Here is a 17694-nt window from a genome sequence, read left to right as displayed (position 1 = left end):
CGGGATGGCGGCGAGCAGCGGGCTCGACTGGTTGCTGGACGACCTGACCGAGCGGATGGACCAGGTGCGGCACGCCCTGGTGCTGTCCAACGACGGGCTCGTGACGAGTGCGAGCCGGCGGCTGGCGCGGGAGGACGCGGAGCATCTGGCGGCGGTCGCGTCGGGCCTGCACAGCCTCGCCAAGGGCTCGGGCCGGCACTTCGGGGCCGGGCAGGTGCGGCAGACGATGGTCGAGTTCGACGACGGTGTGCTGTTCGTGACGGCGGCGGGGGAGGGCAGCTGTCTGTGCGTGCTGGCGGGCCCAGAGGCCGACATGGGGCAAATCGCCTACGAAATGGCGCTGTTGGTCAACCGTGTGGGGGAACACCTGGGGGTCGCGTCCCGTCGGCCGGAAGGTTGTCCACAGCCCTGAAGCCGGGGCTTGACGCGGTGTCGTACCCCACGGCTATCGTCGTCACTGTCGGTAACGAACCGGCGGGGATCCGCACCGGATTCCGTGACGAACGGTGACGGGGGAGAGTGTCATGACGGTGATGTGCGACGGGCGGCAGGTGTCCGCGCTGGATGAATTCCTGACTGTGGGGGAGACGCTCGCGCCGGGTCGGGCGGCCCACGAACTGGGGCTGCGCAGCGGCGAGTTCGACCTAGCGGTGCAACTGGAGGAGATCGCCACGGTCCCGCCGGACCCCGAAGCGCGGCCCGGCCCGGCCGGACCGTGGGGGCGGCGCCGGGTGCCGGCGGAGGAGATCCGACGGCTGCGGGCGGAGGAGGGCTTCCCCGACACACTGCGTGAGCGCCTGCGAACGGTCGGCGCGACCGAGGCCGCCGGTCTGCTCGACATCGGCCCGGGCCGATTCCTGCGCCTGGCCCGCGCGGGCAGCTTCGCCCCGGTCCGCTTCTACGTGAACCGCTACGGCGCCGTGGTCTGGCTCTACCTCGCCTCGGAGCTGACGGAATTCGCCGACCGTGAGCCGGGGCTGCTGCGGGGCCATATCCCGGCGGTGATGCGGGTCATGCTCGACGGCGGCCAGGACTGGCGGGGCCGCACATGGCGCAGCCGCCGGGTAGCCCAGCTGATGGGCCAGGCGGCAGACGGCTGGCAGTCGGCCGCCGTGATCGCCGCCGTCCTGCCACCGGAGGAGTTGGCCTCGATCGCGGAAGACCCTCTGGAACGCACCGTACTCCGCCGCCTGCGCCCGTCCCTGGCCCCACCCGCCACCGGAGCGACGGCCCAGCAGGCGGTGGAGTGGGCGACCATGGCGGCAGAGTTCGACGAGGTCCTCTGGTACCGCGTCAACCTCACCCGAGCCCTGGACCAGGCCCGCCGCCACCAACCAGCCAAAAACCGCCTACGCCACCCCTCGATGCCCACCCCACCGCCTCCGGGGCCCGCTCCCGTCCGGACCTCCACGACCCGCGCGATGTCACCCTTCCGGATCGGGGCCTCCGACAGGTAACGAAGAGGAAGGGAGGTGGGGTGCACTGGGCACGCCGCGGTCAGGCGAAAACAACAGATTCGACGGACTCAACGGACTCGACGGGCTTGGCGGGCCCGGTGGGACCGGCGGGTTCCAGAGCCGCCCCTTCCTCAAAGAGCGGACAGCTCTGGCGACCGATGCGCTCGGCGACGTCGATGTAGTCGGCAAGGGCGTTGCGGGACCGAGCAAGTTGCTCCACCTGCTCGTCCAGCCGCCGCAGCCGCGACCGCATGGCGGCCAGCAGTTCGGGACACCCGATCAGCTCCGGGGCCTCCCCTTCCGCACAGGGCAGTAGGTAGACGATGTCTTCGGAGGAGAGTCCGGCGCCGAGCAGGTGGCGGATCTGCTTCACCCGAAGCACGGCGCTCTCTCCGTACTCGCGGTACCCGTTGGCTGGGCTTCGTAGTAGCGCAACTGGTGGGTGTTGACGCCCGTTCGACGACTCAGTTCCCCGATCCGCATCGCGACCTGGCTTGACCTTCACACCGGCAGGGCACTAGCCGCCGCATTCCTGAAGGCCGGGCACCAGACCACCGTAATCAACCTGACCTCGGGCTCCTCGGCCCAGGCCCGGGAGGCAGTCCGGCGGGCGGAGCAGCGCGGTGCCCGCTATCTCGACGGCGCCGTGACGGCCATCCCGTCGGCCATCGGCACCGAACAGGCGGTAATCCTGCACAGCGGACCGGAAGGGGACTTGCACACAAGTCAACGCTCAACGCGCTCGGCACCGTCACCTACCTGGGCGCGGACCACGGCCTGGCGTTCCTGTACGACGTGGCGGGCTTGGCCATGATGTGGAGCGTCCTGAACGCCTGGCTCCAGGGCACCGCCCTGCTCAGAACGGCCTGTGTCGACGCCGCGGCGTACGCAACGTTCGCACGGCAGGTGGCAGCCGGCGTGGCCGACTGGCTGCCGGGATACGCCGAGCAGACCGACGCTGATTCCTTCCCGCCCGAGGTAGCGACCCTGGAAACCGACGCGCGAGCCATGGCGCACCTGATCGAGGAGAGCGATGCAGCGGGCATCAACACGGAGCTACCAAAGTTGATCAAGGCGATGGCCGACCGGGCGATGGCCGCCGGTCATGGAGGGGAGCAGTATCCGATGCTGATTGGGGAGTTCATGCACCTCGCCGTAGCGGTGACCAAGGTTCATACGATGGCTGGCTATCGAACGTAGCTAAGGAAGGGACAGACACGAATCCGCTGACGAGAACCGCTGTTGCGATTAGGGGCCAGTTCGACGGAGACGTTCCAGCCGTGTGATGAGGACGAGGCGAACGGGTTCATGTGGGCTGGCATGGAGGACTACTGGAACTGGGGCGCAGCGCGAGCCTGGGAAGCGGGCGGATGGGCATAAGTGCTGGTGTCGGCCAGCATGTGGGCAGCCTCTCCGAGAGGCTGAAAGCCGCATCCAGCGGAACCGAGCTGATCTGTTGCTCATACGCGGACACGATGGCAACGGTCGCCTACTGGCGTGACCGGGTACTGCTCGCCCAGTTCGAGACGACGAGCCCAGGACAGCGGTCCGGGCAGAAACCGGACATCCTTGAGGAACCGATGAGGCGGGTCGGCCCGACAGCAATGATCTGGCCCCGGCCGCCAGCCCCGCAGATGCCTCGGGAGGCCGGTGGGCATGCTTCCGGCTCCGCGTCTGGTCGGCAGCGCGAAGTCCGCACCTGGTCAGTGGCGCAAGCGGACCAAAGCCTGAGCGCACGAGGCCGGGCCGTCACCGCAAAGAGCGAATCGCTGGGCTCGTGGCTACCAGGGCCGCGCATGCCAGGACGGTGCTGCCGCTTACCAGGAACAGTGTTGTCGTGCCGTAGGGGAGCAGGGCGCCGGCGAGCACGTAGGAGAATGGGTCGAAGGCTACTGTGACCAGGACGATGAGGCTCATCATTCGGCCCAGTAGTTGGTTGGGTACGCGCTCTTGCAGCGTGGCCACGACGACCACGCCGAGGAATGCGGATCCGAGGCCGACCAGTGAGACGACCGCTGTTGCGGTGATGACATGGCTGACGGCGGCTAGTCCGGCCACGCCTGCGCCGATTGCCGCGACCCCGCCGACCACGGTCCAGCCACGCCGGGCGGGTGGTCGCCAGCCGGCCATCAGCGAGCCGGCCAGTGAGCCGGCGCCGAATCCGGAGAGCACGACGCCCAGGGAGCCCGCGCCACCGAGGCGTTGGTCGGCGAGCACCGCGCCGCCCACGAGTACGGGGCCCACGACCGCGATGTTGATCAGGGCGATGGCTGCCAGCATGCCTCGTACCAGTGGTTCATGCCAGGCGTATCGCAAGCCCGCGCCGAGGGCACGTGCACTGCTGAGCTGCTCACTGCCGAAGGCGTCGGGGTCGGCGTCGTCCCTGGCGCCATCGCCACGCCGTACTACGCGGATCAGCGTGCTGAGGACGCCGGCCGCCAGCGCGGCCATCGCCGCGATCACACCGAGCGTCGCTTCGAAGCCGACGGCGGCAATGGCTCCGGCGGCCACCGCCGGGCCGATCAGATCGCCCCCCGACTCCGCGCCCTGCACCAGCGCGTTGACCCGGGCGAGCTTCCCGGTCGGTACGACGGCGGGCAACAACGCCAGGGCCGCCGGGAAGTAGGCGGCGTCGGCGGCGCCGAGCAGCCCGGCGAGCAGCGCAACCGTGGTCACTGATGGCGAGGTGAGGGTGACCAGGAGGCCGAGGGCGAGCAGGACGGCGACCCGCAGCCAGGCGGCGGCGGCCGTGATACGGGCGGGACCGAGGCGGTCGACCAGGACTCCCGCAGGAAGCAGGAGCGCCGCCCGCGGCAGCGCCACGGCCACCAGAACCAGCCCTGTGGCGAACCCGGGCTCCGACAGTTCAAGTACGAAGAGCGTGAGCCATACGAGAAAGAGCGCATCGACCACGGCCGCCAGCCCTTGGCCCACGACCAGGCGGCGCAGATGCGGATCGCCGAGCGCTTCGCGCGGACGGGAACGGGCGGTGGGCTCCGTCGTCATGGCCGACTCCCCAGGACGTCGAGTGGACCGATCCCGCGCGAAAGGCTCGCCGGATTCAGCTCCGGATCAGGTAACGGGTCATGTATCGGGCCTGATCTTTCGAGCTGGATTCGTAACGGGCAAGTGTTTGCGGCCGTGCCCGAACGAGCGCTCACGGTGATGCACGAGAGGTCGCCCACGTAATCGCCCCCGGCCACACCAAGACGTACATGACCGCATCGCTCACTGATCAGCAACATCAACACATCCGCTCGAAGGTTCCGGCAGTGGAGCCCACGCTGCGCGTCACTATGCGATATGCGTCCCCCCGTCGACCATCAGCGTGGTGCCGGTGATGTAGGACGCCGCGTCGGAGGCGAGGAAGACCAGAGCCGCGGCGAGTTCCTCGGGCTGTCCGATGCGGCCTGAAAGTACTCGCGGCATCATCGTCTCGACGTAGCCCTCGGCATAGCCGTCGGTCATCGCGGAGGGGAAGAGGCCCGGCGCGAGGGCGTTGACGCGAATGCCCTTGTCGGGGGTCCACTGCTGGGCGAGATCGCGGGTGAGTCCGAGGAGTCCGGCCTTTGACGCCGTGTAGGCGGCCTGCGGCAGGCCGCCCGTGACCAGCGCGAGGATGCTCGAAACGTTGACGATGGAACTGCCGGGCAGCATCACCGCGCCCGCCGCCTGGGCCATCCAGTAGGAGCCGTTGAGATTGATGTCGATGACCGCGCGGAACTGTTCCGGTGTCTCCTCCGTCGCGGGGTGTTCACTGCTGATCCCGGCGTTGTTGACGAGAATGTCCACCCGCCCGAATGCGTGCATGGCCGCGTCGACCAGCGCGTGGCAGTCCTCCGGCTTGGCGACGTCGGTACGCATGGTAACGGCCCGGCGGCCGAGCTTTTCGACGGCCGTACGCGTCGCCTCCAGCCTTTCGGCGCGCCGTGCCCCCAGCGCGACATCGGCTCCTGCCTCGGCCAGCGCGGTGGCGAAGGCGATACCCAGCCCGGAGGAGGCGCCGGTGACCACGGCGACGCGACCATCGAGCCGGAAGCGGTCGAGGACGCTCATGGCCGCCTGGCCCTGTGAAGACTTGCTCTGTGCACGGCATACCTCCGAAAGTCAGTGGCGGCAATTACCGATAGTCGGCGATATAGCCCACCAGATCGCCCACAGTTTTCAACTCCGCGCTCCGTTCGTCGGGGATCTGCACCTCGAACCTGTCCTCGACCGCCACGGTGATCTCCACCATCAGCAGGGAGTCGATGTCGAGATCGTCGGTGAAAGACTTCTCGGCGGTCACCTCGGCGGAGGCGACGCCGGCGACCTCTTCGACAATTTTGGCAAGAGTGTTGAGGATATCGGTGTCATTCGCCATGGGTTCCTCTTTCGTGGGGAGGGTCCGGGGATTTCAGACCCCCAGGCGCCGTCGATAGGTGAGGAGGGTGCGCAGGAAGCCGTCCATCTGCTCCTCGGTGTGGCCCGCGTGCGGGAACAGGCGCAGGAGCGCCTGGTTCCGTGAGACGGCCGGGTAGGAGAAGACCGGTACGAGATAGCCGTCCTCGACGAACCACTCGCGCATCTGCAGGGCGGCGGCGTCGTTACCGATCGGCACCGAGAGCATGTACGACTCGGTCGGCAGTGTCGGCGAGCCGGCCTCGTGCATCTGTCGGCGAAGGCGTGCGGCGTGCGCCAAGTAATCGTCGACGATCTCCGGCTTGTTGGCGAGGACGTCGATCGTGCGCTCGGCGGTGTACGCGGTGGGCGGCTGGATGGCGGCCGTGAACATCGAAGTGCCGGAGAGCAGTTCGAAGGCATCGATGGCCGCCGCCGGTCCGGCGATCGCGCCGCCTTCCAGGCCGATGGCTTTCGACAGGGACACCATGACGAAGTCGGCACGCTCCCGGATCGCGGCCGCCTCCCGGGCGTACGGGCGGTTCTCGGGCCCGTACACCATGAAGCCGTTCGCATCATCGATCATGCTGACGGCGCCGTGCCGGTCGCATTCATCGATGATCTCCACGATCGGCCCCATGGTGCCGTCGGCCGAATAAAGGCTTTCGGCGATGACCACGGTCTTGCGGGACCGGACCCGGTTCAGGATGCGTGCCAGGTCGGAAACGTCGTTGTGCCGGAACGCGTGGACGTTGCGGCCGTAGCCAAGCCCCTCCAGGCCCTTCCAGATACTCCAATGGACGTCACGGTCGACCACGAAAACGGTGTCGCGATTACGTACCTCGATCCCGGCGTCGAAGTGCGCGGCACTGCTCATGGCGTGGACGAACCCGATGTTGGCCAGCAGCCCCGTGGCGAAGCTGATGGCCCGCTCCTTGCCGGTGTGGCGGGCGATCGTCTCTTCCAGCACCTGGTGGGGGCGGCAGATTCCCTGGGTCATTCTGGATCCGCTGGTACTCAGGCCGTGGGCGAGCGCCCCCTCGGCGAAATAGCGTCGTACCGGGAGATGACGCTCCAGATCGAGGAAGCTGATACTCGCGAAGTTCACCAGCTCGCGGCCGTTGCGGACGATGGTCGGCCCGACGGGACCGTCCACCACCGGCGGGCGGTAGGCCGTGTCGTGGGTGTTCGCCTCGACGAACTCGGCGAAGGCCCACGGGGCCAGGCGGTCCATGGACGGTGCGGGGGTGTGGGGCGCGGTCATGGTGAGGTTTCTCCTCCACGATGGGCGCGGGGCGATAAGGGCTTCAGGGCCGCGGCAAGGTGGCCGAGCGAAGCCGTACCGGCCAGCTCGTCCGAAGCGATCCCGGTGAAGCCGGACCGGTGAAGCAGCGCCAGCAGACGGGGGACGGCGACCAGGGTGACTCCGTGGTCGGCGAGGCAACGGTTCATGTCCACGGCGATGGGGCTGTCGGAGGAGCCGACCGGCAGCCCGCCGGGGCCGACGGGACCGCCGGGTTGGCTGGGATCAGTGGGTTCGACGGGACAACTGGGTTCGACGGGACCACCGGGACCGATGAGGCCGCTGGGGCCGACGACGGCTACGGCGGCGATCACAGCGGCAGCCAGCGCCCGTTCGGCCTCCGACGCAGGCGGGCGCGACGAGACCCGCGGGGCCCCGGGACCGCCGATAGCAGTGCAGGAATGATCCGACGGCCGGCCGGATTCGAGACCGTCCGGCGACAGGACGTAGCAGCGCGGGGCCACGATGCCCGGCACTTCGTCGAGATGGTCCAGCACGTGGCGGTGCAAGTGGTCCGGGGTGACATCAGGGGCGGTGTGTGCGTACGCGTCGAGGTGCGGTTCTTCGCCTTCCCCTGCGGCCTCCCCGCTGGGCGCCACCGTTACGTCGAGTACTCCGGGATGGCCGCGTAACACGTCTTCGACCTTGGGCAAGCACACCCAGCCCTGCGGGGCGCGCCACCATCCGGAGGCGGCCGGTGTGAGCGAGCGTTCCGGAACCGGGCACTCGGCGCCGTCGGCGAGCGCGCGCAGGAAACCGCACAGGCGGACGGGCAACGCCATGGCCTGCTCGGCGTCGAGCAGGTGATCCCCCACGGTGACATCGAGGGTGACGACCCCAGCGTCGAGGCCGAGGTCGACGTAGAGGGTGTCGCAGGGTTCGTCGGGCGCGCTGCAGACCCAGGTGACGGGCCCGCTCGGCGGGGAGTTGTACGCCGGGGCCAGGTAATCCCGTGGCCACGAATAGCAGTTGTACTCGATGGTGGGTACGGTCACCACACCTCGGCGGCGGTCCATGCGCGCCTGGGCGGCGACCAGCTCCGCGGGGCGCCACCGACCGTGCCGGTAGGCCGCGGCGGAGGCGGCGGCGACCGAGGCGACCACCTCGCCGAACGCAGCGCCCGGGCGGAGATCGATCTGTACCGGAACCGTCAGGGCCCGGACGCCGATGCTGTTCCGCAGAGCGGCACGGGCCCGGTTGGAGACCACCACCGAGGCGAGGAACCGGTGTTCGCCGGTGCGGGTGGCGACGTCGTGGGCCAGCGCCGCGAGCATGACGACCTCCGGACTGACCCGATAGCGCCGGGCGATGCGTACGAGGTCGTCGTACGCGTCAGCCGAGCGGTGCTGGAGGCGGTGGCGCCCTTCGCCGTCGTTGGTCCCACCGAACGGGGCCAGCACGCCGGTCGGGTTGTCCGCGAGACGCGTGAGCCACTCGCGCTCCGCCGCGCGGGCGCGTTCCAGGGGCTGGGCGGCGACGGTGTCGAGGGGGTGCGCCAATGCCTCCGCCGGTGCGTCGTCGCCGAGCAGTTGATCGTGCAGTTGGTTGAGCAGTACCGCCAACCCCCACCCGTCGATCAGAACGTGGTGGGCGGCCATCAGGACCGCACGCGGCTTTCCCGCCTCCAGCAGCACCCTGGCCAGCCAGGGCGGATTGCGCTCGGGGTCGATCGGGCGGACGGCCAGTGCCGCCGTCGCAGCCTCCAGGGTGTCGGCGTCGGCGGCGGGTACGTCGACGCAGTCGACCGGCAGCGGGGCCCAGTCCGCTCGGTGGACGTGCTGTACCGGGCGGAGCGGGTCGACCGTGGTGCGCAGCGCCTCGTGACGGGCGGTGAGGGAGGCGAGCGCCATGTGGATGTCGGCGACGGTTGTGGAGGGTGGTACGTGGCAGTGGTCGGCGAGCGGCGTCGGGTTCACCCGCCGTGGTCCGGGAATGGTGCGCTCGTACCAGTGCCACTGCTGTACCCAGGTCAGCGGCCCGCTGCGGATGACGGTGGCGGCGGTCGGGAGCGGTTCCGGAGGGTGGTTCACGGCCGGAACCTCGCCGCGAGGCCGACGGCGGTGTCGCAGGCATCGGCGCCGCCCGGGCACGCCGTGCTCCGGGCACGGCCGGGTCCCGGCGTACCGAGACATCTGCCGATCTCGCCGACAGCGCTGACCACGGTGGCCGTGACCTGGAGGAACGGGCCACCGCACCGTACCCACTGCCGATGATCGCGGCGCCCCCGGCGTCGGCCGGTCGTCAACGAAGCGTCCGGCACGCTCCCAGCCCTACAGCGCCGCGACGAGCGGGTGCCGCGCGCACGGGGCGGCGCGACAGCTGGTGCGTCAGCCGGCTCCCCCGCGCCCGTCACTGAGGAACCACCCCACCCTCACGAAGCGGCGGGGGAATGTCGTCGGGAACGACCGGCACCATGAGTACGGCCGTGCCGCCCTGTGAGCAGAACCGTCGCGCCGCAAGAAGCTCCTTGGTCAGCGTGGCCTTGTCACGCAGCACCCGGTAGAGGAGGTCCGGCCCGTCCACCACGGGCGGCGGCGCGCCCGGGCGGGTGAAGGGGTGGCGTTCGGCGTCGAGGCCGAGGCGGGCGCGTTGGGCGTCCAGCCAGCCGTAGCCGCCGTTGCACAGCACCACGTACAGGATGCCGCCGTGGGCCGGAGCGGTGGCGGCGATCTCCGCGCGGGCCGCGAGGAACGCTCCGTCCCCGACGAACGCGGTGACCTCGTGGTCGGGGGCGGCCCGCTTGACCCCGATGGCCGCGGCCGCGCCGAATCCCAACGGGGTCTGCTCCGACGGTACGAGGGACCCGCCGCCGACGTGGAAGGGGAAGCAGTAGGACCACATGTCCTGCAGCCCGTTCTCCTGGACCAGTACGTGGTGCTCGCCGGCGGTGGCGTCGAGCGCGGCGAGCAACTCGGGGATGCGGACGCCCGGCAGCGCCGCCGCGCGGGCCAGTTCCGCTTCCACGTCGAGCGACATGGCCTTACGGGCGAAGCTGATCTTGTCCGCCCATACCTCCGTCGCGTCCGCGTGCCCGGCCTCACGGTCCTCGTCCAGCGCCCGCGTCCAGCCGAGCACGGCGTGCCGGGCGTCTCCGAGCACGCGCGGGCCCGGGAACTCGGCCGACAGCCCGCCCGGATCGATATTGACCTGCACCACCGGGACCGGGGGCCACGGCGTCCCGCCTTCGACGACGGTCTCTTCGAGCCGCCCGGCGAGCGATATCACCAGGTCACAGGACGACCACAGCTCACGGGCGGGGGCCGCGGCGTAGAGGCCCGCCACGCCGCAGAACAGCGGATGGCGCTCGTCGACGGCACCGCGGCCGGACGCGGTGGTGAAGAGCGCCGCGCCGAGGCGCTCGGCGAAGCCCTCGACCGCACCACCATCGTTGCGGTGCCGCATTCCGCCGCCCACCAGCACCACCGGACGCCGGCTCGCGCGGATCGCCGCCAGCGCCGGTCCCGGCGTCGCGGGCATGGGCTCAAGGGGCAGCGGTTCGGGCAGCGTCGGCTGCGGTCCGGTGACGAGGATCTCCGCCGTGCGGACGTCATCGGGTATCTCCAGGTACACGGGGCCGGGTGGCGGCCCCACCGCTCGCGTCAGCGCCGTCACCGTCGCGGGGACGACCCGGTCCGGATGGCCCACCCGGTGCGCCCACCGCACGAGGGGCGCGGTCACGGCGACCTGGTCGAGTTCCTGGAACCCGCCGCTGCCCCGGCGCCGTTCGGGCACGCCGGCGGCGAGTACGAGGACCGGCGCACCGGACTCCCGCGCTTCGAGCAGCCCCGTGGCCGCGTGCGTGACAGCCGGTCCTTTGCCCAGGGCGCATACGGCAGGCCGGCCTGACTGCAGCGCGTAGCCGGTCGCCATGTACATCGCGTTGCGCTGGTCACGGCACGGTACGAGGTCCAGCCCTGCGGCGTCGAGGGCGCGAAGCAGCTCCAGATCGTCACCGGGCAGCCCGAAGCAGGTGTCCACCCCGTTCGCCACCAGCAGGTCGACGATCGCGGTCCACGCGTCGGCGTATCGTTTGCTCACCCCGGTCACTTCCCACGCACCGCGACAGGGGCGGTTGTCGGAAGATTCTGCGCCACGGCCTGCGAGATGAGCAGGGGTTCGGCGTGCCGTTCGCCGCCGTAGGAGAGGTAGTTCGCCATCAGCCCGAATCCGCCGAACGGGTGGTTGCCGTCCTCGGCGTCGAGCAGTGTGTGGTCGACGCAGGTCCGGTGACGTTTGGCCAGGACTTTCACCGTCTCCGGATCGTTTCCGTAGACCATCGCCCCCAGCGCGCGTTCGCTGAAGTAAGGGCTCGCCAGCCGTTCACGCAACCGCCGCGCGCTGGGATAGGCCACGACGTTGAACACCGGGGCGAACATCTCGTCAAGGGGGATCTTGTCGTCGAAGCCCCACAGCAGCACGGTCGGCTCGACCTTGCGCGACGGCAGATCGATGCGCCCGCCGTGCCGGATGCGACGTGCATGGCGCACCAGGTAGTCCGAACAGTTCACCAGCGCCGAGTCGTAGCAGATCGGACCGTAGTCGGCGGCCGGGTCGTTGTTCTGTCCGAAACGCAGCGACGTCAGTTTGGCGGACAGCAGGTCGAGGAATTCCTCGGTGCGGCCCTGCGGCGCGTACACGACGTCGGGACCGAAGCAGTCCTGGCCGGAATTGTAGAGACGGATGCTGGTGAGGTCGTGTACGGCGCGTTTGAGATCGGCGTCGGGTGCGATCACGAAGGGATTGATGCCGCGGCCGAAGAAAAGGAAGAGCTGGTCTTCCGCCAGCCCTTCGCGGACTGTCTCGGCGTGGGAGTAATTGCCGGTGAAGACGATGAGGTCCGCGTCGCGTACCGGGCCGGTCACGAACTTGCGCTGGCTGAGGTCGAAAAGCTCGATGGGTAAGCCGTGCACCGGCGCCAGCAGGTCGTGCAGGCGCAGGATCTGGCTCTTGATCTCGGAGGACGGCCTGAAGGTGATCCGGTCGGTGTAAAGGGAGGTCACGAGCATGTACAGCGCGTAGGAATAGAGCGGGATGTTGGAGGGCGTGAAGACCGCGGCCCGGGGCACGCAGCCGGGCCGGGTCCGACGGATCTCTTCCTCCGCTCCGTCGAGGGTGGCGAGGAATGAACGGATCTCCGCTCGGGCGGTGTGGTGCGGTGAGATCTCGGTGAGGATGCTCAGCACCGCGTCTTCATTGGCGGCCACGTACCGGCGTACGGCGCGCAGCGCGTCGACACGGTCGGCGAAGGGAATGCGGTGGTCGGCCGCACCGACGGCCGGGCCGGACGCGGTGGCGTCGGTGGCCGTGTGGTGCGGCGCGGGCAGCGAGGTCATGGCGATCTTCTCCAGAACGGCCGGGTCGGGCTTGCCCGTATGGGTGAGGGGCAACTCGGGAAGTACGACAATGTGGTCGGGCTGCTCGTAGCGGGCGAGCACGGGGCGCAACGCTCGCTTCCAGTGCGCGGGCTCATGACCGTCCGGGTCCGCGATCACGAACACCAGACGGCAGCCCAGACGCTCGTCGGGGACGGCGACGACCTCCGTCTGCGCGCCGGCCGATTCGGCCCGCTCGGCGAGATGGTCGGGAAAGAGCGTGTGGCCGTCACGGTGCACGGCGTGCTTGCGCCCGACCGGGAAGACACGGCCGGCGGCGTCGAGCAGGCCGATGTCGCCGGTACGGTGCACGGGACCCGCGACCGGCACCAGCTCCCCGTCGTCGCCCAGGTGGCCGGTCATCAGGCCGTCACTGCGTACGACGAGTTCGCCGAGCCGGCCGTGGGGCAGCGGCCTGCCGTGGTCGTCGTGGACTTCGACGGCCACGCCCGGCAGTGGTGTGCCGCACCCGACCGGGTCGGTGGGCGGCGCCAACGCGATGTTTCCCACCTCGGTCGCCCCGTAGCCGTCGAGCAGATGCCGGCCTGTGCGGGCGTGGAACCGGGCCGCCAGGCTGCGTCCCAGCGGCGCGCCGCCCACGCACCAGGCCCGCACCGTCTTGAGTGCGTCGGCGAGAGCGGGACGGCGGTCGAGCAGGTTGAGCAGGCTGTAATACGTCGACGGGGCCGCGTCGACGATGGAGAGGCCGTGGTCCACGCCGACCGCGAGCGCACGGTCCAGGCGTGTGGTCGGCCCGTAGACCACGAGCGTGCCACCGTTCAGCCACCAGCAGAGGACCAGCGACAGACCGTATTGGTGGGAGTACGGCAGGACGGGCAGGAAGACGTCGTCGGGCCGGTATCCCATGCGTTCCGCGCTGAGTGCGAGGTTGTCCAGAATGGAGCGGCCGGAGCGGACGATGCCTTTGGGGCTGCCCGTCGTGCCCGACGACCAGGAAATCGCGGCGTCCTGGCGTTGTGCCCAGGCCGCGACATCGGGCCCGGCCGCCGTGCGCGGAGCCGGCCGTGGCGCCGGAGTATTGCCCGTACCGCCGCTGATTTCGAGCATCACGCGTGCCTGGGCGCGGATACGCGAACGCTGGGCAGGGGTGGCCCGGTGATCGGTCAGGACCACCGAAGCGTCGAGGTGAATGAGCGCGAGTAAATCGACGACCCATTCAGAAGAATTGGCGCCGCTCAGCATTACCCGTGAACCGGGGCCGACGCCGCGGTGGGCTAAAAGTTCGGTGGCTCCGAATACGCGGGCCACGATGTCGTCCGTCTCCCAGATGCGCCCTTCGGGCGAAATCAAGCGCCTTAAATCGGGCAACTTGTACTCCTCAACGCCAGGGCGTGTTCGACTTCCTGGACGTAAGTGTGGGTAAGCCCAAAATCGCGCGATAACGTCAGCTTCTGTTCAACAAGCGACTATCTCATACCTGTAGACCGGTGTCGAGTGCCGCTATGGCGCTTTGTGGCACCCGTGGGGCCGTTGGGTATGTAGTGGCAGAAGGGATATGTGGCGAGTGGCCAGTTCCGATCGGTGAATTCCGGGCGCGTTTCGCGGGCCGGTTCAGCGGGCGGAGTCGCGGCCGCAGTTGGTGTCCGAACTGCGGGAACTCCGGTGGCCCCGGGCCGGGAATTCTCGCCCCCCGCGCCCGGCTGTGAAGGATCGTCTCCGCCGAGTGGGAAATCCGCTCAGGACTCCCCGCCCGCCTCCTCCCCGTACGGCCGTTCCAGGCTCGGGGCGTTGGTGTGGGGGCGGAGCAGGCCCTCCTGGACGACGGATACGAGGAGGTTGCCCGCGCGGTCGTAGATGCGGCCGCGGGCCAGGCCGCGGCCGCCGGTGGCGATGGGGGACTCCTGGTCGTACAGGAACCACTCGTCGGCGCGGAAGGGGCGGTGGAACCACATCGCGTGGTCGAGCGAGGCCATGTCGAAGCCGCGCGGACCCCACAGCGGCTCGATCGGGATGCGGACGGCGTCCAGCAGGGTCATGTCACTCGCGTAGGTCAGCGCGCACGTGTGGACCAGCGGGTCGTCGCCCAGCGGCCCGACCGCCCGCATCCACACCGCGCTGCGCGGCTCCGCGCCCTCGATCTCCTCCGGCGTCCAGCGCAGCCGGTCGACGTAGCGGATGTCGAACGGCATGCGCCGGGCCATCCGGTCCAGCGCCTCGGGCAGCCCGCCCAGGTGCCCGCGCACCTCGTCCGCGACGGTCGGCAGCTCCTCCGGGGGCGGCACCTCGCGGCGCATCGGCAGCTGGTGCTCGACGCCCGGTTCGGGCCGGTGGAAGGAGGCGGTCAGGTTGAAGATCGTGCGCCCCTGCTGGACGGCGACGACCCGGCGGGTGGTGAAGGACCGGCCGTCCCGTACCCGCTCGACCTGGTACACGATCGGCACCCCGGGCCGCCCGGGGCGCAGGAAGTACGCGTGCAGCGAATGTACGGGCCGGTCGCCCTCCGTGGTCCGCCCGGCCGCGACCAGCGCCTGTCCGGCGACCTGCCCGCCGAAGACGCGCTGGAGGCTTTCCCGCGGGCTGCGGCCGCGGAAGATGTTCACCTCGATCTGCTCCAGGTCCAGCAGATCCACCAGGCGCTCGGCGGGGTTGGTCATGACCGTACGTCCTCCGTCAGGTGTCCGGGCAGCCTCAGAGCTGCCCCACATCGGTGACGCGCACCACCGCGCGCCCCTCCTCGTCGGAGGCCGCCAGGTCCACCTCCGCGGAGATGCCCCAGTCGTGGTCGCCGTTGGGGTCGGCGAACGTCTGCCGCACCTTCCACAGCCCGTGCTCGGGCTCCTCCTGAATCTGCAACAGCTTGGGGCCGCGCGCATCCGGACCGGTGCCCAGTTCGTCGTACTCGTCCCAGTACGCGTCCATCGCCTCGCCCCAGGCGTCCGCGTCCCAGCCGGACTCGGCGTCCATCTCGCCGAGCTCCTCGACCTTGTCCAGCGCCGCCAGCTCGACCCGCCGGAAGAGGGCGTTGCGGACCAGTACGCGGAAGGCGCGCACGTTGGTGGTGACCGGCTTGACCTCGTCCGCGTGCTCCATGGCCTGCTCGGCCGTCTCCACCTCGGGGTTGGCCAGCTGCTCCCACTCGTCCAGCAGGCTGGAGTCCACCTGGCGGACCATCTCGCCCAGCCAGGCGATGATGTCCTCGAAGTCCTCGGACTTCAGATCGTCCGGCACGGTGTGGTCCAGCGCCTTGTACGCGCTCGCCAGGTAGCGCAGGACGATGCCCTCGGTGCGCGCGAGCTCGTAGAACGAGGTGAACTCGGTGAAGGTCATCGCGCGCTCGTACATGTCGCGGATGACCGACTTCGGCGACACCGGGTGGTCGCCGACCCACGGGTGGCTCTTGCGGTAGAGGTTGTAGGCGTGCAGCAGCAGCTCTTCCAGCGGCTTCGGGTACTCGACGTCCATGAGGCGCTCCATGCGCTCCTCGTACTCGACGCCGTCGGCCTTCATCTGGGCCACCGCCTCGCCCTTGGCCTTGTTCTGCTGGGCCGCGAGGATCTGCCGCGGGTCGTCGAGGGTGGACTCCACCACCGAGACCATGTCCAGCGCGTACGAGGGCGACTGCGGGTCGAGCAGGTCGAACGCGGCGAGCGCGAAGGTGGACAGCGGCTGGTTGAGCGCGAAGTCCTGCTGGAGGTCGACGGTCAGGCGGACGATCCGCCCCTCCGCGTCCGGCTCGTCCAGGCGCTCGACGATGCCGCCGTCCAGCAGCGAGCGGTAGATCGCGATGGCGCGGCGGATGTGCCGCAGCTGGTTGCGGCGCGGCTCGTGGTTGTCCTCCAGCAGCTTGCGCATCGCCTCGAAGGCGTTGCCCGGCCGCGCGATCACGGACAGCAGCATCGCGTGGGTCACCCGGAAGCGGGAGGTCAGCGGCTCCGGCTCGGAGGCGATCAGCTTCTCGAAGGTGTTCTGGCCCCAGTTGACGAAGCCCTCCGGCGCCTTCTTGCGGACGACCTTGCGGCGCTTCTTGGGGTCGTCGCCGGCCTTGGCGAGGGCCTTCTCGTTCTCCACGACGTGCTCGGGCGCCTGGGCGACGACGAACCCGGCCGTGTCGAACCCGGCCCGGCCCGCGCGGCCCGCGATCTGGTGGAACTCCCGCGCCCGCAGCGTGCGCACCCGCGTCCCGTCGTACTTGGTGAGCGCGGTGAACAGCACCGTACGGATGGGGACGTTGACGCCGACGCCGAGCGTGTCCGTGCCGCAGATCACCTTCAGCAGCCCGGCCTGGGCGAGCTTCTCGACGAGCCGGCGGTATTTGGGCAGCATGCCCGCGTGGTGGACGCCGATCCCGTGCCGGACGTAGCGGGACAGGTTGCGTCCGAACTTGGTCGTGAAGCGGAAGTTGCCGATCAGCGCCGCGATCTCGTCCTTCTCGGCGCGGGTGCACATGTTGATGCTCATCAGCGCCTGCGCCCGCTCCACGGCCGCCGCCTGCGTGAAGTGCACGATGTAGACCGGGGCCTGCCGGGTCTCCAGCAGCTCGGTCAGGGTCTCCGTGAGCGGGGTCGCCCGGTATTCGTACGACAGCGGCACGGGCCGGGTCGCGGACCGTACGACCGTCGTCGGACGGCCGGTGCGCCGGGTCAGATCCTCCTCGAACCGGGACATGTCGCCCAGCGTTGCCGACATCAGTACGAACTGCGCCTGCGGCAGTTCCAGCAGCGGGATCTGCCAGGCCCAGCCGCGGTCCGGCTCGGCGTAGAAGTGGAACTCGTCCATGACGACCTGGCCGATGTCGGCGTCCTTGCCGTCCCGCAGCGCTATGGAGGCCAGCACCTCGGCCGTGCAGCAGATGACCGGCGCGTCCGCGTTGACGGAGGCGTCGCCGGTGAGCATGCCGACGTTCTCCGTACCGAAGAGCTTGCACAGGTCGAAGAACTTCTCCGAGACCAGTGCCTTGATCGGCGCGGTGTAGAAAGTGACCTCGTCGCGGGCCAGCGCGGTGAAGTGCGCACCCGCCGCGACCAGGCTCTTTCCCGATCCGGTGGGGGTGGACAGGATGACGTTCGCCCCCGAGACCACCTCGATCAGCGCCTCCTCCTGAGCAGGGTAGAGCGCGATGCCCTGCTGTTCGGCCCAGCTCGAAAAGGCTTCGAAGAGGGCATCGGGGTCGGCGTCGTTCGGGAGATGATCGATGAGGGTCACGCCCCCATACTGCCTTGGC

Annotated in this window: 12 protein-coding genes and 2 pseudogenes; 4 read left to right on the top strand and 10 right to left on the bottom strand. The window is 69.7% G+C overall.

Annotated features, from left to right (window positions below; all coding sequences use genetic code 11):
• Positions 1-4: 4 nt before the first annotated feature.
• Both CP984_RS04520 and CP984_RS04515 read left to right on the top strand, forming a co-directional pair.
• Positions 5-412: a roadblock/LC7 domain-containing protein gene (locus CP984_RS04520; RefSeq protein WP_003981689.1), complete on the top strand. Its 408-nt coding sequence runs from the start codon at positions 5-7 to the stop codon at positions 410-412.
• A 112-nt stretch (positions 413-524) separates the two neighbouring features.
• Positions 525-1457 carry a DUF6397 family protein gene (locus tag CP984_RS04515; RefSeq protein ID WP_003981690.1) on the top strand — a complete coding sequence of 311 codons (933 nt, stop codon included), beginning with the start codon at positions 525-527 and terminating at the stop codon, positions 1455-1457.
• A gap of 130 nt (positions 1458-1587) precedes the next feature.
• Here CP984_RS04515 and CP984_RS04510 read toward each other — a convergent pair.
• A pseudogene (locus CP984_RS04510) lies at positions 1588-1940 on the bottom strand (MerR family transcriptional regulator); the annotation flags it as partial.
• Positions 1941-2252: 312 nt separating this feature from the next.
• Between CP984_RS04510 and CP984_RS41920 the strand changes: the two are divergent.
• Both CP984_RS41920 and CP984_RS42975 read left to right on the top strand, forming a co-directional pair.
• Complete coding sequence (locus CP984_RS41920) at positions 2253-2657, top strand: imine reductase family protein (protein WP_003981692.1); 405 nt, start codon at positions 2253-2255, stop codon at positions 2655-2657.
• 170 nt (positions 2658-2827) lie between these two features.
• A pseudogene (locus tag CP984_RS42975) lies at positions 2828-3040 on the top strand (DUF6461 domain-containing protein); the annotation flags it as partial.
• A gap of 166 nt (positions 3041-3206) precedes the next feature.
• On the opposite strand, the gene CP984_RS04500 reads toward CP984_RS42975, so the two are convergent.
• The 9 genes from CP984_RS04500 to CP984_RS04460 form a co-directional block, all read right to left on the bottom strand.
• Complete coding sequence (locus CP984_RS04500; RefSeq protein WP_003981693.1) at positions 3207-4463, bottom strand: MFS transporter; 1257 nt, start codon at positions 4461-4463, stop codon at positions 3207-3209.
• A gap of 288 nt (positions 4464-4751) precedes the next feature.
• Positions 4752-5513, bottom strand: coding sequence for an SDR family NAD(P)-dependent oxidoreductase (locus tag CP984_RS04495; RefSeq protein ID WP_003981694.1), 762 nt, complete (start codon positions 5511-5513; stop codon positions 4752-4754).
• A gap of 64 nt (positions 5514-5577) precedes the next feature.
• On the bottom strand, positions 5578-5820 hold the full coding sequence (locus CP984_RS04490) for an acyl carrier protein (RefSeq protein ID WP_003981695.1): 243 nt from the start codon (positions 5818-5820) through the stop codon (positions 5578-5580).
• Between the two features lie 33 nt (positions 5821-5853).
• On the bottom strand, positions 5854-7101 hold the full coding sequence (locus CP984_RS04485) for an aminotransferase class I/II-fold pyridoxal phosphate-dependent enzyme (RefSeq protein ID WP_003981696.1): 1248 nt from the start codon (positions 7099-7101) through the stop codon (positions 5854-5856).
• Complete coding sequence (locus CP984_RS04480; RefSeq protein ID WP_003981697.1) at positions 7098-9170, bottom strand: condensation domain-containing protein; 2073 nt, start codon at positions 9168-9170, stop codon at positions 7098-7100. The genes CP984_RS04485 and CP984_RS04480 overlap by 4 nt, the downstream gene beginning before the upstream one ends.
• Before the next feature lie 319 nt (positions 9171-9489).
• A complete protein-coding gene (locus CP984_RS04475; protein WP_003981698.1) occupies positions 9490-11178 on the bottom strand; it encodes a thiamine pyrophosphate-binding protein in 1689 nt (562 codons plus the stop codon).
• Between the two features lie 5 nt (positions 11179-11183).
• Entirely contained in the window at positions 11184-13823 is a 2640-nt protein-coding gene (locus CP984_RS04470) for an aldehyde dehydrogenase family protein (protein ID WP_199272036.1), read from the bottom strand.
• 386 nt (positions 13824-14209) lie between these two features.
• On the bottom strand, positions 14210-15127 hold the full coding sequence (locus CP984_RS04465) for an acyl-CoA thioesterase (RefSeq protein WP_003981700.1): 918 nt from the start codon (positions 15125-15127) through the stop codon (positions 14210-14212).
• A gap of 34 nt (positions 15128-15161) precedes the next feature.
• Entirely contained in the window at positions 15162-17675 is a 2514-nt protein-coding gene (locus tag CP984_RS04460) for a DEAD/DEAH box helicase (protein ID WP_003981701.1), read from the bottom strand.
• Positions 17676-17694: the final 19 nt, after the last annotated feature.

The sequence above is a fragment of the Streptomyces rimosus genome, assembly GCF_008704655.1.
Lineage (GTDB): Bacteria > Actinomycetota > Actinomycetes > Streptomycetales > Streptomycetaceae > Streptomyces > Streptomyces rimosus.
The sequence above is the reverse complement of the archived record's forward strand: the minus strand, read 5'-3'. Positions and strand labels throughout refer to the sequence as shown.

What these genes read in the sequence shown, in the direction of transcription:
- CP984_RS04520 (WP_003981689.1), top strand. Translation starts at nt 5, where the DNA reads ATGGCGGCGAGCAGCGGGCTCGACTGGTTGCTGGACGACCTGACCGAG.
- CP984_RS04515 (WP_003981690.1), top strand. Translation starts at nt 525, where the DNA reads ATGACGGTGATGTGCGACGGGCGGCAGGTGTCCGCGCTGGATGAATTC.
- CP984_RS04500 (WP_003981693.1), bottom strand. Translation starts at nt 4,463, where the DNA reads ATGACGACGGAGCCCACCGCCCGTTCCCGTCCGCGCGAAGCGCTCGGC.
- CP984_RS04495 (WP_003981694.1), bottom strand. Translation starts at nt 5,513, where the DNA reads ATGAGCGTCCTCGACCGCTTCCGGCTCGATGGTCGCGTCGCCGTGGTC.
- CP984_RS04490 (WP_003981695.1), bottom strand. Translation starts at nt 5,820, where the DNA reads ATGGCGAATGACACCGATATCCTCAACACTCTTGCCAAAATTGTCGAA.
- CP984_RS04485 (WP_003981696.1), bottom strand. Translation starts at nt 7,101, where the DNA reads ATGACCGCGCCCCACACCCCCGCACCGTCCATGGACCGCCTGGCCCCG.
- CP984_RS04465 (WP_003981700.1), bottom strand. Translation starts at nt 15,127, where the DNA reads ATGACCAACCCCGCCGAGCGCCTGGTGGATCTGCTGGACCTGGAGCAG.